Genomic DNA, 15,273 nt, shown 5'->3' with positions numbered 1-15,273 from the left:
TCCCATTTTATCCTCTTCAAGCTGGTGCTTTATGTATTCCTGTATCTTCGCCGTGTTCTTCCCTACCGTATCCACATAGTAACCCCGACACCAGAACTCCCTGTTTCTGTATTTGAACTTCAGATCTACAAACTGTTCATACAGCATCAGGCTACTCTTCCCCTTCAGATATCCCATAAAACCCGACACACTCATTTTCGGTGGGATTTCCACAAGCATATGGATATGATCTGCGCAACATTCCGCTTCCAGAATTCGTACGTTTTTCCATTCACATAGCTTTCTCAAGATCCCGCCTGGTGCTCTACGTTTCTCTCCGTAGAACGCCTGCCTTCGGTATTTCGGCGCAAAAACTATGTGATATTTACAGTTCCATCGGGTGTGCGCTAAGCTCTTTTCGTCCCTCATTGGGACCCCCTTTTGATTTCTTGTTTGACTCTTGCAGTTGCCAGACCGCAAGGTGTTTTAACAAATCAAAAGGGGTTTTAATAACTGGCTCAAAGCTGAAAGCTTTCCGGAACCCCCAGCCTAGCTGGGGGTTTTCTGTGCACAAAAAAACGGGAACCTCACGGCTCCCGTTTTCATACAACCCAGAATCTGGATTACATGTTTTCGATAATCGCGTCACCAAACTCTGAACATTTCAGCAGCTTAGCGCCATCCATCAGACGTTCGAAGTCATAGGTTACGGTCTTGGCGTTAATCGCGCCTTCCATACCTTTAACGATCAGGTCAGCCGCTTCGGTCCAACCCATGTGACGCAGCATCATTTCAGCAGACAGGATGATGGAACCCGGGTTCACTTTGTCCTGGCCTGCATACTTCGGCGCAGTACCGTGAGTCGCTTCGAACAGTGCGCATTCGTCACCGATGTTTGCACCCGGCGCGATACCGATACCACCCACCTGTGCCGCCAGCGCATCGGAGATGTAGTCACCGTTCAGGTTCATACACGCGATCACGTCGTACTCAGCCGGACGCAGCAGGATCTGTTGCAGGAACGCATCGGCGATAACGTCCTTAACCACGATCTCTTTACCGGTTTTCGGGTTCTTAATTTTAACCCACGGGCCGCCGTCGATCAGTTCACCACCGAACTCTTCACGCGCTAACTGGTAACCCCAGTCTTTAAACGCGCCTTCGGTGAACTTCATAATGTTGCCTTTATGGACCAGGGTAACCGAATCACGATCGTTGGCGATAGCATATTCAATCGCCGCACGAACCAGGCGTTTAGTCCCTTCTTCAGAACACGGTTTGATACCGATACCGCAATGTTCCGGGAAGCGAATTTTCTTCACACCCATCTCTTCGCGCAGGAATTTAATCACTTTCTCTGCGTCTGCAGAGTCTGCTTTCCATTCGATACCCGCGTAAATGTCTTCAGAGTTTTCACGGAAGATGACCATGTCGGTCAGTTCAGGATGTTTAACCGGGCTTGGCGTGCCCTGGTAGTAACGAACGGGGCGCAGGCAGACGTACAGGTCAAGTTCCTGACGCAGCGCAACGTTCAGAGAGCGAATACCGCCGCCAACTGGCGTAGTCAGTGGGCCTTTGATGGCAACACGGTAGTCACGAATCAGATCAAGGGTTTCAGCAGGTAGCCAGACATCCTGGCCATAAACCTGGGTGGATTTCTCACCGGTGTAGATTTCCATCCAGGAGATTTTACGCTCGCCTTTATAGGCTTTCTCGACAGCAGCATCGACAACTTTAATCATCGGTGGGGTTACATCAACGCCGATACCGTCGCCTTCAATGAACGGGATAATCGGATTTTCAGGAACGTTGAGTTTGCCGTTTTGCAGGGTGATCTTCTTACCTTCCGCCGGAACAACTACTTTGCTTTCCATTCACCTCTCCTTCGAGCGCTTCTGGTTCTGCTCGTCTGTCATCACGCTGCATGTGCGTTTGCGTCCTGCTACACGGATGCGTTAGAGCAACTTTTTGTTAATGATTTGTAATGAGCGTGTCAATACTACCCTATTGTTCGCCGCCATGAAAGACACTCGTTCTTAGGCTATAATGCGGCAATTGATATAATCTGAAAATACCATGCAAAAAACTTCTTTTAGAAATCACCGGGTTGAGCGATTCAGCTCACGACAAGTCACTAAGCAGCGTAAAGAAAACCAGCCAAAACGCGTGGTTTTGTTCAATAAACCCTACGATGTTTTGCCACAATTTACTGACGAGGCGGGTCGCAGGACGTTAAAAGATTTTATTCCCGTACAAGGCGTCTACGCGGCGGGTCGGTTGGATCGCGATAGCGAAGGGCTTTTAGTGCTCACCAATGATGGCGCGCTACAGGCCAGACTGACGCAACCAGGCAAACGTACCGGGAAAATTTATTACGTTCAGGTCGAAGGTGAACCGACCCCGCAAGCGTTGCAAGCCTTGCGAGATGGCGTGACGCTCAATGATGGCCCCACCCTGCCGGCGGGCATTGATATTGTTGATGAACCTGAATGGCTGTGGCCGCGAAATCCTCCGATTCGCGAGCGGAAAAATATTCCCACCACCTGGTTGAAAGTGACCTTATATGAAGGCCGCAACCGTCAGGTTCGCCGTATGACAGCCCACGTCGGTTTCCCCACTCTGCGGCTGATCCGTTATGCAATGGGGGATTACACACTGGAGAATCTCGCTAATGGCCAATGGCGGGATGCAACAGAATAAGGAACAGGTATGTTTAAACCGCACGTTACCGTTGCCTGCATCGTGCACGCAGAGGATAAGTTTTTAGTCGTTGAGGAAACCATAAACGGCAAAGCGCTGTGGAACCAACCTGCCGGGCATCTCGAAGCAGATGAAACCCTGGTGCAGGCTGCCGCGCGCGAGCTGTGGGAAGAAACAGGTATCCGCGCGCAGCCTCAACACTTCATCCGCATGCATCAGTGGATTGCGCCAGACAGGACGCCATTCTTACGTTTTCTGTTTTCTATCGAGCTTGCCAATATGTGCGCTACTGAACCCCATGACAGCGATATAGATTGTTGTCGATGGGTGAGTGCGGAAGAGATTATGTCTGCGCCAAACCTGCGTTCATCGCTGGTTGCCGAGAGTGTGCGTTGTTATCAGAGTGGGCAACGATACCCATTGGCAATGGTCGGCGAATTTAACTGGCCATTTACAGAGGGTGTCAAGTAAGGGGCTGCGTGCTAGAATATGCCGCCTTGAAGTTCAATGTCGTGAGTATTCCTATGTCTGAAAGCCCAAAAAAAGTGATCGTCGGCATGTCCGGCGGTGTCGATTCCTCCGTTTCTGCCTGGCTGTTGCAACAACAGGGTTATCAGGTAGAAGGCCTGTTCATGAAAAACTGGGAAGAGGATGATGGCGAGGAATACTGCACAGCGGCCGCCGATCTTGCAGATGCGCAGGCGGTCTGTGACAAACTCGGCATTGAATTGCATACCGTAAACTTTGCCGCAGAATATTGGGACAACGTCTTTGAACTGTTCCTTGAAGAGTACAAAGCGGGTCGTACGCCGAACCCGGATATTCTGTGCAACAAAGAGATAAAATTTAAAGCCTTCCTTGAGTTTGCCGCCGAAGATTTAGGTGCGGATTACATTGCCACCGGACACTATGTGCGCCGCGCCGATGTGGACGGTAAAAGCCGCCTGCTACGTGGTCTCGACGGCAATAAAGACCAGAGCTATTTCCTCTATACCCTTGGGCATGAGCAAATTGCACAAAGTCTGTTCCCGGTGGGCGAACTGTCCAAGCCGCAGGTGCGTAAAATTGCTGAAGATCTCGATCTGATTACAGCGAAGAAAAAAGACTCCACCGGCATCTGCTTTATCGGCGAACGTAAATTCCGCGAGTTCCTTGGACGTTACCTTCCGGCGCAACCTGGAAAAATCATCACCGTGGATGGCGAAGAAATTGGCCAGCACCAGGGACTGATGTATCACACTCTGGGTCAGCGTAAAGGTCTGGGTATTGGCGGCACCAAAGAAGGTACCGAAGAACCGTGGTATGTGGTGGATAAAGACGTTGAGAACAACATTCTGGTTGTCGCTCAGGGTCACGAACACCCACGCCTGATGTCCGTTGGTCTGATCGCACAACAATTGCACTGGGTGGATCGTGAAACGTTCACCGGTACGATGCGCTGTACCGTGAAAACTCGCTATCGCCAGACCGACATTCCATGCACCGTGAAAGCACTGGATGACGAACGAATTGAAGTCATTTTTGATGAGCCCGTTGCCGCAGTCACGCCGGGTCAATCTGCAGTCTTTTACAACGGTGAAGTGTGCCTCGGCGGCGGTATCATCGAGCAGCGACTGCCTCTGCCGGTATAATTACTTTATTGATCTCATACAAGGAAGCAGTGACCGTGGCAAAGAATTATTATGACATCACCCTCGCCCTGGCAGGTATTTGCCAGTCGGCACGCCTGGTGCAACAACTGGCACACCAGGGGCATTGTGATGCCGATGCGCTCCACGTTTCACTGAACAGTGTCATCGACATGAATCCCAGCTCGACGCTGGGCGTGTTTGGCGGGAGTGAAGCCAATTTGCGTCTGGGTCTGGAAACGTTGCTGGGTGTGCTAAACGCCAGCAGCCGTCAGGGTCTGAACGCAGAACTCACCCGCTACACGCTAAGCCTGATGGTGCTGGAACGTAAGCTTTCCGCGGCCAAAGGCGCGATGGACACGCTTGGAGACCGAATCAACGGTTTGCAGCGCCAGTTAGACCATTTTGATTTGCAGTCAGAAACATTGATGAGCGCCATGGCGGGCATCTATGTTGACGTCATCAGCCCGCTCGGCCCGCGTATCCAGGTCACGGGTTCACCCGCTATTCTCCAGAGCCCGCAGGTTCAGGCCAAGGTACGCGCCTCGCTGTTGGCAGGCATCCGTTCTGCCGTGCTCTGGCACCAGGTAGGTGGCGGACGTCTGCAACTCATGTTTTCTCGTAATCGCCTGACCACTCAGGCAAAACAAATTCTTGCTCATTTAACCCCGGAGTTGTGATCTATGGAATTATCCTCACTGACCGCCGTTTCCCCTGTCGATGGACGCTACGGCGATAAAGTCAGCGCGCTGCGCGGGATTTTCAGCGAATACGGTTTGCTGAAATTCCGCGTACAGGTTGAAGTACGCTGGCTGCAAAAACTGGCCGCGCACGCAGCGATCAAGGAAGTTCCTGCTTTTGCTGCCGACGCAATCGGTTTCCTTGATGCGATCGTCGCGAACTTCAATGAAGAAGATGCTGCACGTATCAAAACCATTGAGCGTACGACCAACCATGACGTGAAGGCAGTTGAGTATTTCCTGAAAGAAAAAGTGGCCGATATCCCGGAGCTGCATGCTGTTTCCGAATTCATCCACTTTGCCTGTACCTCTGAAGACATCAACAACCTGTCTCATGCACTGATGCTGAAAACCGCACGTGACGAAGTGGTTCTGCCTTACTGGCGTAAACTTATCGATGCGGTCAAAGATCTGTCTGTGCAATACCGCGATATTCCTCTGCTCTCTCGTACCCACGGCCAGCCAGCCACGCCCTCTACACTGGGTAAAGAAATGGCTAACGTGGCATACCGTATGGAGCGCCAGTATCGCCAGTTAAACCAGGTTGAAATTCTCGGTAAAATCAACGGTGCCGTCGGCAACTATAACGCCCACATCGCCGCATACCCGGAAGTTGACTGGCACCAGTTCAGCGAAGAGTTTGTGACATCACTGGGCATTCAGTGGAACCCGTATACCACGCAGATTGAACCGCACGATTACATCGCAGAACTGTTTGATTGCATCGCGCGATTCAACACCATCCTGATCGACTTCGACCGCGACGTCTGGGGTTATGTTGCCCTGAACCATTTCAAACAGAAAACCATTGCCGGTGAAATTGGCTCCTCCACCATGCCGCACAAGGTTAACCCAATCGACTTCGAAAACTCCGAAGGCAACCTGGGCCTGTCTAACGCGGTACTGCAGCATCTGGCAAGCAAACTGCCGGTTTCCCGCTGGCAGCGTGACCTGACAGACTCTACCGTGCTGCGTAACCTGGGCGTGGGTATTGGCTATGCGTTGATCGCTTACCAGTCCACCCTGAAGGGCGTTAGCAAACTGGAAGTGAACCGCGACCATCTGCTGGACGAACTGGATCACAACTGGGAAGTTCTGGCAGAGCCGATTCAAACCGTCATGCGTCGTTATGGCATTGAAAAGCCGTACGAGAAGCTGAAAGAACTGACCCGCGGTAAGCGCGTTGATGCTGAAGGCATGAAACAGTTTATTGATGGTCTGGCGCTGCCTGAAGAAGAGAAAACGCGCCTGAAAGCAATGACGCCGGCCAACTATATTGGTCGTGCGGTAACCATGGTTGATGAGCTGAAGTAATCCGTAACTGGCCGGATGCGCACGTGCACATCCGGCCGGTTAATTTTATGCCCCGCACGATTCCCTCCCCTCGGTTTATTAAATGTTTATCCCCACAACACCATAATCAGCGTTAAAATATTCGTACCGTTAATGAAGGGAGATACGATAATGCGCGTACTGGTTGTCGAGGATAATGCATTATTACGCCACCACCTGAAGGTGCAGTTACAGGATTTGGGACACCAGGTCGATGACGCAGAAGATGCAAAAGAAGCTGACTATTATCTTAACGAGCACCTGCCGGATATTGCGATCGTCGATTTAGGTCTGCCTGACGAAGATGGACTGTCGTTGATCCGTCGCTGGCGCAGCAATGACGTTTCCCTTCCTGTTCTGGTATTAACTGCCCGCGAAGGCTGGCAGGACAAAGTGGAAGTACTCAGCGCCGGGGCAGACGATTACGTGACCAAACCGTTTCATATTGAAGAGGTGATGGCACGGATGCAGGCGCTGATGCGACGCAACAGCGGTCTGGCCTCGCAGATCATCTCGCTGCCCCCTTTCCAGGTGGATCTTTCTCGTCGCGAGCTATCGGTGAATAATGAAGTCATCAAACTGACCGCATTTGAGTACACCATCATGGAGACGTTGATCCGCAATAACGGCAAAGTTGTCAGCAAAGATTCTCTCATGTTACAGCTTTACCCGGATGCTGAGTTACGCGAAAGCCACACCATCGACGTACTGATGGGGCGTCTGCGTAAAAAAATTCAGGCACAACATCCTGATGAGGTGATCACCACCGTGCGTGGTCAGGGATATCTTTTCGAACTGCGCTAATGAATAAATTATTGCGTCACTTTTTCCCGTTGTCCCTGCGGTTGCGCTTTTTGCTGGCAACGGCGGGCGTGGTTCTCGTACTCTCACTGGCCTATGGCATGGTCGCACTGGTGGGCTATAGCGTGAGTTTTGACAAGACAACGTTTCGCCTGCTGCGCGGTGAAAGCAACCTGTTCTATACCCTTGCGAAATGGGAAAATGGCAAGATAAGCGTCGAGCTTCCTGAAAACCTCGATATGCAAAGCCCCACAATGTCGCTGATCTATAACGAAAATGGCAAACTGCTGTGGGCGCAGCGTGACGTACCCTGGTTGACGCAGAGTATTCAGCCCGACTGGTTAAAAACCAACGGTTTTCATGAAATCGAAGCCAATGTAGACGCTACCAGTACACTACTGAGCGAGGATCATTCCGCCCAGCAGCAACTGAAAGAAGTACGGGAAGATGACGACGATGCTGAAATGACGCACTCCGTCGCGGTCAACGTGTACCCCGCCACCGCCAGAATGCCCCAATTAACCATCGTCGTGGTTGATACTATTCCGATTGAGCTAAAGCGCTCGTATATGGTCTGGAGCTGGTTTATCTATGTTCTGGCCGCCAATCTGTTGTTAGTTATCCCGTTGCTGTGGGTCGCGGCCTGGTGGAGTTTACGGCCCATCGAATCACTGGCTCGCGAAGTTCGTGAACTGGAAGAACACCATCGCGAAATGCTTAACCCGGCAACGACGCGCGAACTGACCAGTCTGGTACGAAATCTTAACCGGTTGTTGAAAAGCGAGCGTGAACGCTACGACAAATACCGAACGACGCTAACAGACCTCACTCACAGTCTGAAAACGCCCCTGGCCGTGTTGCAGAGTACATTACGCTCGATGCGTAATGAAAAAATGAGCGTTAGCGACGCCGAACCGGTCATGCTGGAACAAATCAGCCGTATTTCACAGCAAATTGGCTACTACCTGCATCGCGCCAGCATGCGCGGCAGCAGCGCCCTGCTTAGCCGCGAATTGCATCCTGTCGCCCCCTTGCTGGATAAACTGACCTCTGCGCTCAACAAGGTGTATCAACGTAAAGGCGTCAGCATCAATCTCGATATTTCCCCTGAAATCAGTTTTGTTGGCGAACAGAACGATTTTGTCGAGGTCATGGGCAACGTGCTGGATAACGCGTGTAAATACTGTCTCGAGTTTGTCGAAATTTCGGCCCAGTTGTCAGACGATCACCTGCATATTCTGGTCGAAGATGATGGCCCCGGCATTCCGCAAAGCATGCGTGAAGCCGTGTTTGATCGTGGTCAGCGCGTGGACACATTACGTCCCGGGCAAGGCGTGGGTCTTGCTGTCGCGCGTGAAATTACTGAGCAGTATGACGGACAAATCATCGCCGGTGACAGCCTGTTAGGCGGCGCTCGTATGGAAGTTATTTTCGGCCGTCAGCACCCCGGCCAGAAAGACGAGTAAGCTATCTGTAATATTTATGTGCCGATATCACTTATCCGGTTACGCATCCGTTATAATCGGTGTCAGATACCAGCCTGCGGATACTCATCATGGAATACCAACTTACTCTTAACTGGCCTGATTTTCTTGAACGTCACTGGCAAAAACGCCCGGTGGTGTTAAAGCGCGGGTTTAATAACTTTATTGATCCCATTTCACCTGATGAACTGGCTGGACTGGCAATGGAAAGCGAAGTAGACAGTCGCCTTGTCAGCCATCAGGATGGTAAATGGCAGGTGAGTCACGGTCCTTTCGAAAGCTATGACCATCTTGGCGAGAATAACTGGTCGCTACTGGTCCAGGCCGTCAACCACTGGCACGAGCCAACCGCTGCGCTGATGCGTCCGTTTCGGGCATTGCCGGACTGGCGTATTGACGATCTGATGATCTCTTTTTCCGTCCCCGGCGGCGGCGTTGGCCCGCATCTGGATCAGTACGATGTCTTTATTATCCAGGGAACCGGTCGTCGTCGCTGGCGTGTGGGTGAAAAACTGCAGTTAAAACAACACTGTCCTCACCCAGATCTGCTACAGGTCGATCCGTTTGAAGCGATCATTGATGAAGAGCTGGAGCCGGGCGACATTCTGTATATCCCGCCAGGTTTCCCGCACGAAGGCTATGCGCTGGAAAACGCGATGAACTATTCAGTGGGTTTCCGCGCACCTAATACCCGGGAGCTCATCAGCGGATTTGCGGATTATGTTCTGCAGCGCGAACTGGGCAGCACTTATTACAGCGACCCGGAACTGCCGCCGCGCGACCATCCGGCAGATATTCTGCCGCAGGAAATGGACAAACTGCGCGAAATGATGCTTGGGCTGATCAATCAGCCGGAGCATTTTAAACAGTGGTTTGGTGAGTTTATTTCCCAGTCCCGTCATGAACTGGATATCGCGCCACCAGAGCCTCCGTATCAGCCTGATGAAATCTACGATGCCCTGAAACAAGGCGACGTGCTGGTACGTCTGGGGGGATTACGCGTCCTGCGTATTGGCGATGACATCTATGCCAATGGTGAGAAAATTGACTCGCCGCACCGCCCTGCGCTGGAAGCACTGGCTAGCCATATCGTGCTGACAGCTGAAAACTTTGAGGATGCGCTGGAAGATCCGTCTTTCCTTGCCATGCTGGCCGCACTGGTCAACAGCGGGTACTGGTTCTTCGAAGGGTAATTGTTGTACAGATTGAATAAGCCTGATGCGGCGCTCACGCGTCTTATCAGGCCAGTACGATAATACAGCCCGGTCAGCTTATGCTACCGGGCAATTTTTAAGGTTGTTTTGCCGTTAATTCCGCGATACGCACAATCACCTGCACCGCTTTCTCCATTCCTTCCAGCGTCACAAATTCATGTTTACCATGATAGTTGTAGCCACCAGTGAATATGTTCGGGCACGGTAATCCCATAAATGAAAGCTGCGCACCATCGGTACCGCCGCGGATCGGTTTCAGTACGGGTTCAATATCGCAGTCGCGCATCGCCTGCTGGGCAATATCCAGAATATGCGGATGCTCAATGACTTTCTCGCGCATATTGTAGTAGCTGTCTTCAATCACCAGTTCGATATAGCAGTCCGGGTGCAACCCCTTCCCAACCTTTTTGGCGATATCCATGATTTTCCGTTTACGCGCTTCGAACTGTTTACGGTCAAAATCACGGATGATGTAGTGCATATCCGCACGGTCAACGCTGCCTTTCATGCTCGCCAGGTGGTAAAAACCTTCATAACCTTCGGTTGTTTCCGGGCTTTCATCAGCAGGGACTTCGGCATGGATACGCGCAGCCAACGACAACGCATTCACCATCACACCCTTCGCGGTGCCAGGATGCACATTGTTACCGACGATTTTAATATTGACCGACGCCGCGTTGAAGTTTTCAAACTCCAGTTCTCCCACACCGCCGCCATCAACGGTGTAGGCCCATTGCGCATCAAATCCCGCGACATCAAAATGCTTCGCCCCTTTACCGACCTCTTCGTCAGGCGTAAAGGCTACGCGGATATCACCATGAGGAATGTTTTTCTTAATCAGCACCGCCAGCGCAGTCATGATTTCCGCCACGCCGGCTTTATCATCCGCACCCAGCAACGTTTTACCGTCGGTGGTAATCAGCGTTTGCCCCAGCAACTGATGCAATACCGGGAACATCACCGGCGACAGAACTTCATCGCCAATGCCTAACGCAATATCGCCTCCGCGATAGTTTTCAACAATTTGCGGATTGACGTTTTTACCGCTGAAATCCGGTGAGGTATCCACATGAGAAATAAAACCGATCGCAGGAATGTTGCCTGTCACGTTAGCGGGTAACGTTGCCATCAACGTTCCCTTGTCGCTTAGCGAAATATTAACCAGCCCCATCTCTTCGAGCTGTTGCTTGAGCAACTGTAATAATTTCCATTGCCCCTCGGTGCTGGGTACTTGCCTCACGCCCGATTTTGATTGGGTGTCCAGCGACACGTAGTGTAAAAAACGCTCAAGTAGTTTATCCATGCAGTCACCCTCACTTTTTGTGACAACATTATCAATAAGCAAGAAAAGACAAATATTGCGTCAGGTCACTTTTATCCCCGCAAGTGAGAATTTTTCGCCATGACACCCTTTCTGACTATAAGGCTAAGTCAGTAATTCGCAACAAGGATTGGCGATTTCAGTGCTTTGCCGTAGAATAATCGCCCTCATCAAGAATCATCAAGGTGGTTAACCACAAACCCCGCAGCGGTCAGCCATCCGTTGCGTCTACATGGGACAGAGTAAAAAATTGAATAAACAACCGCGTTCGCTTTCTCCACTGGTGCAATTAGCGGGAATTCGCAAGAATTTCGATGGTAAAGAGGTGATTTCCAGCCTCGATTTGACCATCAATAATGGCGAGTTTCTCACGCTGCTAGGCCCCTCTGGTTGCGGTAAAACAACCGTTCTTCGCCTGATTGCCGGTCTGGAAACGGTTGATTCCGGTCATATCATGTTGGACAACCAGGATATCACTCACGTGCCCGCGGAAAACCGCTACGTGAACACCGTATTCCAAAGCTATGCGTTATTCCCCCACATGACCGTTTTTGAGAATGTGGCCTTCGGGTTACGCATGCAAAAGACCCCCGCAGCCGATATTCATCCTCGCGTCACCGAAGCCCTGCGCATGGTGCAACTGGAAGAGTTCGCTCAGCGCAAGCCGCATCAGCTCTCCGGTGGGCAACAACAACGCGTGGCAATCGCCCGTGCGGTCGTCAATAAGCCACGTTTGCTTCTGTTAGATGAATCCCTCTCCGCGCTGGACTATAAGCTGCGTAAGCAGATGCAGAACGAACTGAAAGCGCTGCAACGTAAGCTCGGCATTACTTTTGTGTTTGTCACACACGATCAGGAAGAGGCGCTGACGATGTCAGACCGTATCGTGGTTATGCGTGACGGACGTATTGAGCAGGACGGCACACCGCGCGAAATCTACGAAGAACCGAAAAATCTGTTCGTTGCCGGATTCATCGGCGAGATCAATATGTTTAACGCGACGGTGATTGAACGTCTGGATGAACAACGTGTCCGCGCGAATGTTGAAGGCCGCGAGTGCAATATTTACGTCAACTTTGCGGTAGAGCCTGGACAGAAATTACACGTTCTGTTGCGGCCAGAAGATCTGCGCGTAGATGAGATCAACGATGATAATCACATCGAAGGACTTATCGGTTATGTTCGTGAGCGCAACTACAAAGGCATGACGCTGGAGTCGGTTGTCGAACTGGAAAATGGCAAGATGGTGATGGTCAGCGAATTCTTTAACGAAGACGATCCCGACTTCGATCACTCTCTCGACCAAAAAATGGCCATTAACTGGGTAGAAAGTTGGGAGGTCGTACTGGCTGATGAAGAACACAAGTAAATTCCAGAGTGTGGTGATCGTCACCATTGTCGGTTGGCTTGTGCTATTTGTCTTTCTGCCCAACCTGATGATCATTGGTACCAGCTTTTTGACCCGTGATGACGCAAACTTTGTCAAAATGGTCTTTACGCTGGAAAACTATGCCCGGCTGCTCGATCCGCTCTATTTCGAAGTGCTGCTTCATTCGCTGAATATGGCGCTGATTGCTACGCTTGCCTGTCTGGTTCTCGGCTACCCTTTTGCCTGGTTTTTGGTGAAACTGCCGGAGAAAGTGCGTCCATTGTTGTTGTTCCTGCTGATTGTTCCGTTCTGGACCAACTCGCTGATTCGCATCTATGGACTCAAAATCTTCCTCAGTACCAAAGGTTATCTCAACGAGTTTTTGCTGTGGCTTGGCGTCATTGATACGCCAATTCGTATCATGTTTACCCCCAGCGCGGTCATTATCGGCCTGGTTTACATTCTGCTGCCGTTTATGGTGATGCCGCTCTACTCGAGTATTGAGAAGCTGGATAAACCACTACTTGAAGCCGCACGCGATCTTGGTGCCAGTAAACTTCAGACCTTTACCCGCATCATTATTCCGTTAACGATGCCGGGGATTATTGCCGGTTGTCTGCTGGTCATGCTGCCCGCAATGGGGTTGTTCTACGTTTCCGACCTGATGGGTGGAGCGAAAAACCTGCTGATTGGTAACGTGATTAAGGTTCAGTTCCTCAATATTCGCGACTGGCCGTTTGGCGCCGCGACCAGCATCACGCTGACTGTCGTGATGGGGCTGATGCTCCTGATTTACTGGCGCGCATCCCGCTTACTGAACAGAAAAGCCAGCGAGTTAGGCGATTAAGCAGCGATAACCCCTGCCTGAATCATATTACGAGCCGGAAGTCTGATGACCTCCGGCTTTTTATTATTCACCTCTAATCATTAAGAGGTATTATTTTTCTTTGATGGCACGATAATATCAAACGTATCTATTTCATTTGAAATTTAACTTTCCCATTAATTAAGAATTAATATTTCCTTTCCAGACAACATAAGATTAATCCTGAAGAATAAATTAACTTATCACTCATTGCCGATAACAATTTGCACTGCATCACCGTTTAAATTAACAGTAAAAAACAGATGGCATATACTCAAAATCAATGTCTTTGATACGACCTGATAACATAACCCCTGCACTCAGAAGAACCTCAAGATAAAACAACATCTTAAAAAAATATATAATGCTGAATTTAATTGTTGAACAGGTTAATTCTTTAAATAGAATGAACTCATCAGACCACTGAAAAAGCTATCTTTGGGCATGGATGCTGAACTATCTGTAGGTAATAAAGGCCAGAGAAAAGATAGCTTTCTGAGTCCTATAACCTGAGAGTAAAATAATGAATAAAGTTTCAATGCTGTTAGCAATCGGCAGTTTATCCGTCATGTTGTCAGGCTGCGTGATCGCCCCGCCCCAGGGACGTGAGGCGTACAATCAAAGTCTGGAACAAAGTGGCTGTACACAAGTGGAAGATGCGAATGGTACCTGTGGTGAAGGCCAGCAACATCATCATAAGCATCACCACCATGATAAAAATATGATCACCCGTGATGGCGTTACGCTACCATCGTGCGCAGAGTTACCGGATGCCAGTCAGGCAGACAATGGCTCTCGCTGCTGGTATTAACTCAATACACTACCGAATGAGTATTAAATAACAACATGGGTATTATTAAAAATGCCCGAACGGTTCCTGGGAAAATTGTTCTGTGGGTTTTTATCGCCTACTGCCTGTTTTTCGTGGTGGAATTGTTTCGGTTCTACGATGGCATTAAAGGAATAGATTCTGTAGCAGGTTACGAGAATGCAACGCTGGCCGGATTTTTGGCGGCAGGCATTATTATCTTCGTACCTTTATTGCTCATTGGTTTATTGTTGGCATTTTTCACATGGTTAACGCGAGCAAAAGCTGGCAAATAATATTTAGACAGACAGGAAATAATGATGACGCTACGCATAAACGTATTCTTCATCATTAACATATTATTCTAACTATTCGCTTTCGGAGTATTAATAGATGAAAAGCAAGAAAATCACAACAGTGCTCATCCTGCTGATGGGAGGGTTCTATTTTCACAACGCATTGGCTATCAGTGAATCATACCGGGCACAGCTTGAAAAATCGGGTTGCACACAAGTTAGTGAAGCTAACGGAACGTGCAACATCCACCATACTCAGCGGCAAAATGCCGCACAAGCCAGTCGCCATCACGGACAGGTAGAGCCTGAAGCGGCAGCAGATGTTGCGCGCACTCTCGACCGTCACATTGCCGGGAAGTATCAAGGCGAAGCGGTAGATTATATGGAAGCCCTGGGTTGGGAATCGCAAAACGAAGAGCGCACTCGCTGGCGTAAAGCGGGTTTCACCGCACGGTTTGATATGGACCAAAGCAGCGGACAGGTTATGGGCGTCAGCGTACGTTAATCGGCCAGTCAGCTCCATCCGCGGGTGTCACAAACAACACTCGTCATTAAATCAGCCATTTTTTCCCGATAAGGGGGAAAATTGTTGTAAAATGCGCGGCCTCAAGTGATGGCCGCGTTTTTTTGCGTGCTGTTTAATCAGATAGTTTTGGAGAGATGTTGGAGATAAGGAAAAATTGAATCATTTCAATGCTCTGAAACTGTCCCCTCATCAGCACAAGGGGGTGGATCT

Annotated in this window: 16 protein-coding genes; 13 read left to right on the top strand and 3 right to left on the bottom strand. The window is 50.1% G+C overall.

The annotated features are described in order from the left end of the window. The coding region (gene tnpA, locus N7268_RS15100) for an IS200/IS605 family transposase (RefSeq protein ID WP_260863512.1) at window positions 1-408 on the bottom strand (408 nt) is incomplete at its 3' end. 194 nt (window positions 409-602) lie between these two features. Beyond that, the gene (icd, locus tag N7268_RS15095; RefSeq protein WP_260863511.1) at window positions 603-1,853 is read right to left on the bottom strand and encodes an NADP-dependent isocitrate dehydrogenase; all 1,251 of its coding nucleotides are present in this window, start codon (window positions 1,851-1,853) and stop codon (window positions 603-605) included. A gap of 202 nt (window positions 1,854-2,055) precedes the next feature. On the opposite strand from icd, the gene rluE reads away from it, so the two are divergent. From rluE to roxA, 8 genes are all read left to right on the top strand, one after another. Next, a complete protein-coding gene (gene rluE / locus N7268_RS15090) occupies window positions 2,056-2,679 on the top strand; it encodes a 23S rRNA pseudouridine(2457) synthase RluE (protein ID WP_260863510.1) in 624 nt (207 codons plus the stop codon). A gap of 9 nt (window positions 2,680-2,688) precedes the next feature. After that, a complete protein-coding gene (locus tag N7268_RS15085) occupies window positions 2,689-3,150 on the top strand; it encodes an NUDIX hydrolase (protein WP_260863509.1) in 462 nt (153 codons plus the stop codon). Window positions 3,151-3,203: 53 nt separating this feature from the next. Continuing rightward, window positions 3,204-4,310 carry a tRNA 2-thiouridine(34) synthase MnmA gene (mnmA, locus tag N7268_RS15080; RefSeq protein ID WP_198904458.1) on the top strand — a complete coding sequence of 369 codons (1,107 nt, stop codon included), beginning with the start codon at window positions 3,204-3,206 and terminating at the stop codon, window positions 4,308-4,310. Between the two features lie 35 nt (window positions 4,311-4,345). After that, entirely contained in the window at window positions 4,346-4,987 is a 642-nt protein-coding gene (gene hflD, locus N7268_RS15075) for a high frequency lysogenization protein HflD (RefSeq protein ID WP_198904459.1), read from the top strand. A 3-nt stretch (window positions 4,988-4,990) separates the two neighbouring features. Continuing rightward, a complete protein-coding gene (gene purB, locus N7268_RS15070) occupies window positions 4,991-6,361 on the top strand; it encodes an adenylosuccinate lyase (protein ID WP_198904460.1) in 1,371 nt (456 codons plus the stop codon). A gap of 150 nt (window positions 6,362-6,511) precedes the next feature. Continuing rightward, window positions 6,512-7,183, top strand: a complete 672-nt coding sequence (gene phoP, locus N7268_RS15065) for a two-component system response regulator PhoP (protein WP_198904461.1) — start codon at window positions 6,512-6,514, stop codon at window positions 7,181-7,183. After that, window positions 7,183-8,646 (top strand): two-component system sensor histidine kinase PhoQ, encoded by a 1,464-nt coding sequence (phoQ, locus tag N7268_RS15060; protein WP_260863508.1) that lies wholly within the window; start codon window positions 7,183-7,185, stop codon window positions 8,644-8,646. The genes phoP and phoQ overlap by 1 nt, the downstream gene beginning before the upstream one ends. Before the next feature lie 89 nt (window positions 8,647-8,735). Beyond that, window positions 8,736-9,857 carry a [50S ribosomal protein L16]-arginine 3-hydroxylase gene (gene roxA, locus N7268_RS15055; RefSeq protein ID WP_260863507.1) on the top strand — a complete coding sequence of 374 codons (1,122 nt, stop codon included), beginning with the start codon at window positions 8,736-8,738 and terminating at the stop codon, window positions 9,855-9,857. A gap of 97 nt (window positions 9,858-9,954) precedes the next feature. On the opposite strand, the gene pepT is transcribed toward roxA, so the two are convergent. Beyond that, window positions 9,955-11,181, bottom strand: coding sequence for a peptidase T (pepT, locus tag N7268_RS15050; protein WP_260863506.1), 1,227 nt, complete (start codon window positions 11,179-11,181; stop codon window positions 9,955-9,957). A gap of 250 nt (window positions 11,182-11,431) precedes the next feature. Between pepT and potA the strand changes: the two genes are divergently transcribed. The 5 genes from potA to N7268_RS15025 all read left to right on the top strand — a co-directional run bounded on the left by potA (window position 11,432) and on the right by N7268_RS15025 (window position 15,042). After that, window positions 11,432-12,568, top strand: coding sequence for a spermidine/putrescine ABC transporter ATP-binding protein PotA (gene potA, locus N7268_RS15045; protein ID WP_260863505.1), 1,137 nt, complete (start codon window positions 11,432-11,434; stop codon window positions 12,566-12,568). Further along, on the top strand, window positions 12,552-13,415 hold the full coding sequence (potB, locus tag N7268_RS15040; protein ID WP_198904466.1) for a spermidine/putrescine ABC transporter permease PotB: 864 nt from the start codon (window positions 12,552-12,554) through the stop codon (window positions 13,413-13,415). The genes potA and potB overlap by 17 nt, the downstream gene beginning before the upstream one ends. Window positions 13,416-13,956: 541 nt before the next feature. Further along, entirely contained in the window at window positions 13,957-14,244 is a 288-nt protein-coding gene (locus N7268_RS15035; RefSeq protein ID WP_260863504.1) for a hypothetical protein, read from the top strand. A gap of 35 nt (window positions 14,245-14,279) precedes the next feature. Beyond that, window positions 14,280-14,537, top strand: a complete 258-nt coding sequence (locus tag N7268_RS15030) for a hypothetical protein (RefSeq protein ID WP_260863503.1) — start codon at window positions 14,280-14,282, stop codon at window positions 14,535-14,537. Window positions 14,538-14,634: 97 nt separating this feature from the next. After that, on the top strand, window positions 14,635-15,042 hold the full coding sequence (locus tag N7268_RS15025) for a hypothetical protein (RefSeq protein WP_260863502.1): 408 nt from the start codon (window positions 14,635-14,637) through the stop codon (window positions 15,040-15,042). The last annotated feature ends 231 nt before the right edge of the window (window positions 15,043-15,273 follow it).

The organism is Citrobacter sp. Marseille-Q6884, assembly GCF_945906775.1.
Lineage (GTDB): Bacteria > Pseudomonadota > Gammaproteobacteria > Enterobacterales > Enterobacteriaceae > Citrobacter.
The sequence above is the reverse complement of the archived record's forward strand: the minus strand, read 5'-3'. Positions and strand labels throughout refer to the sequence as shown.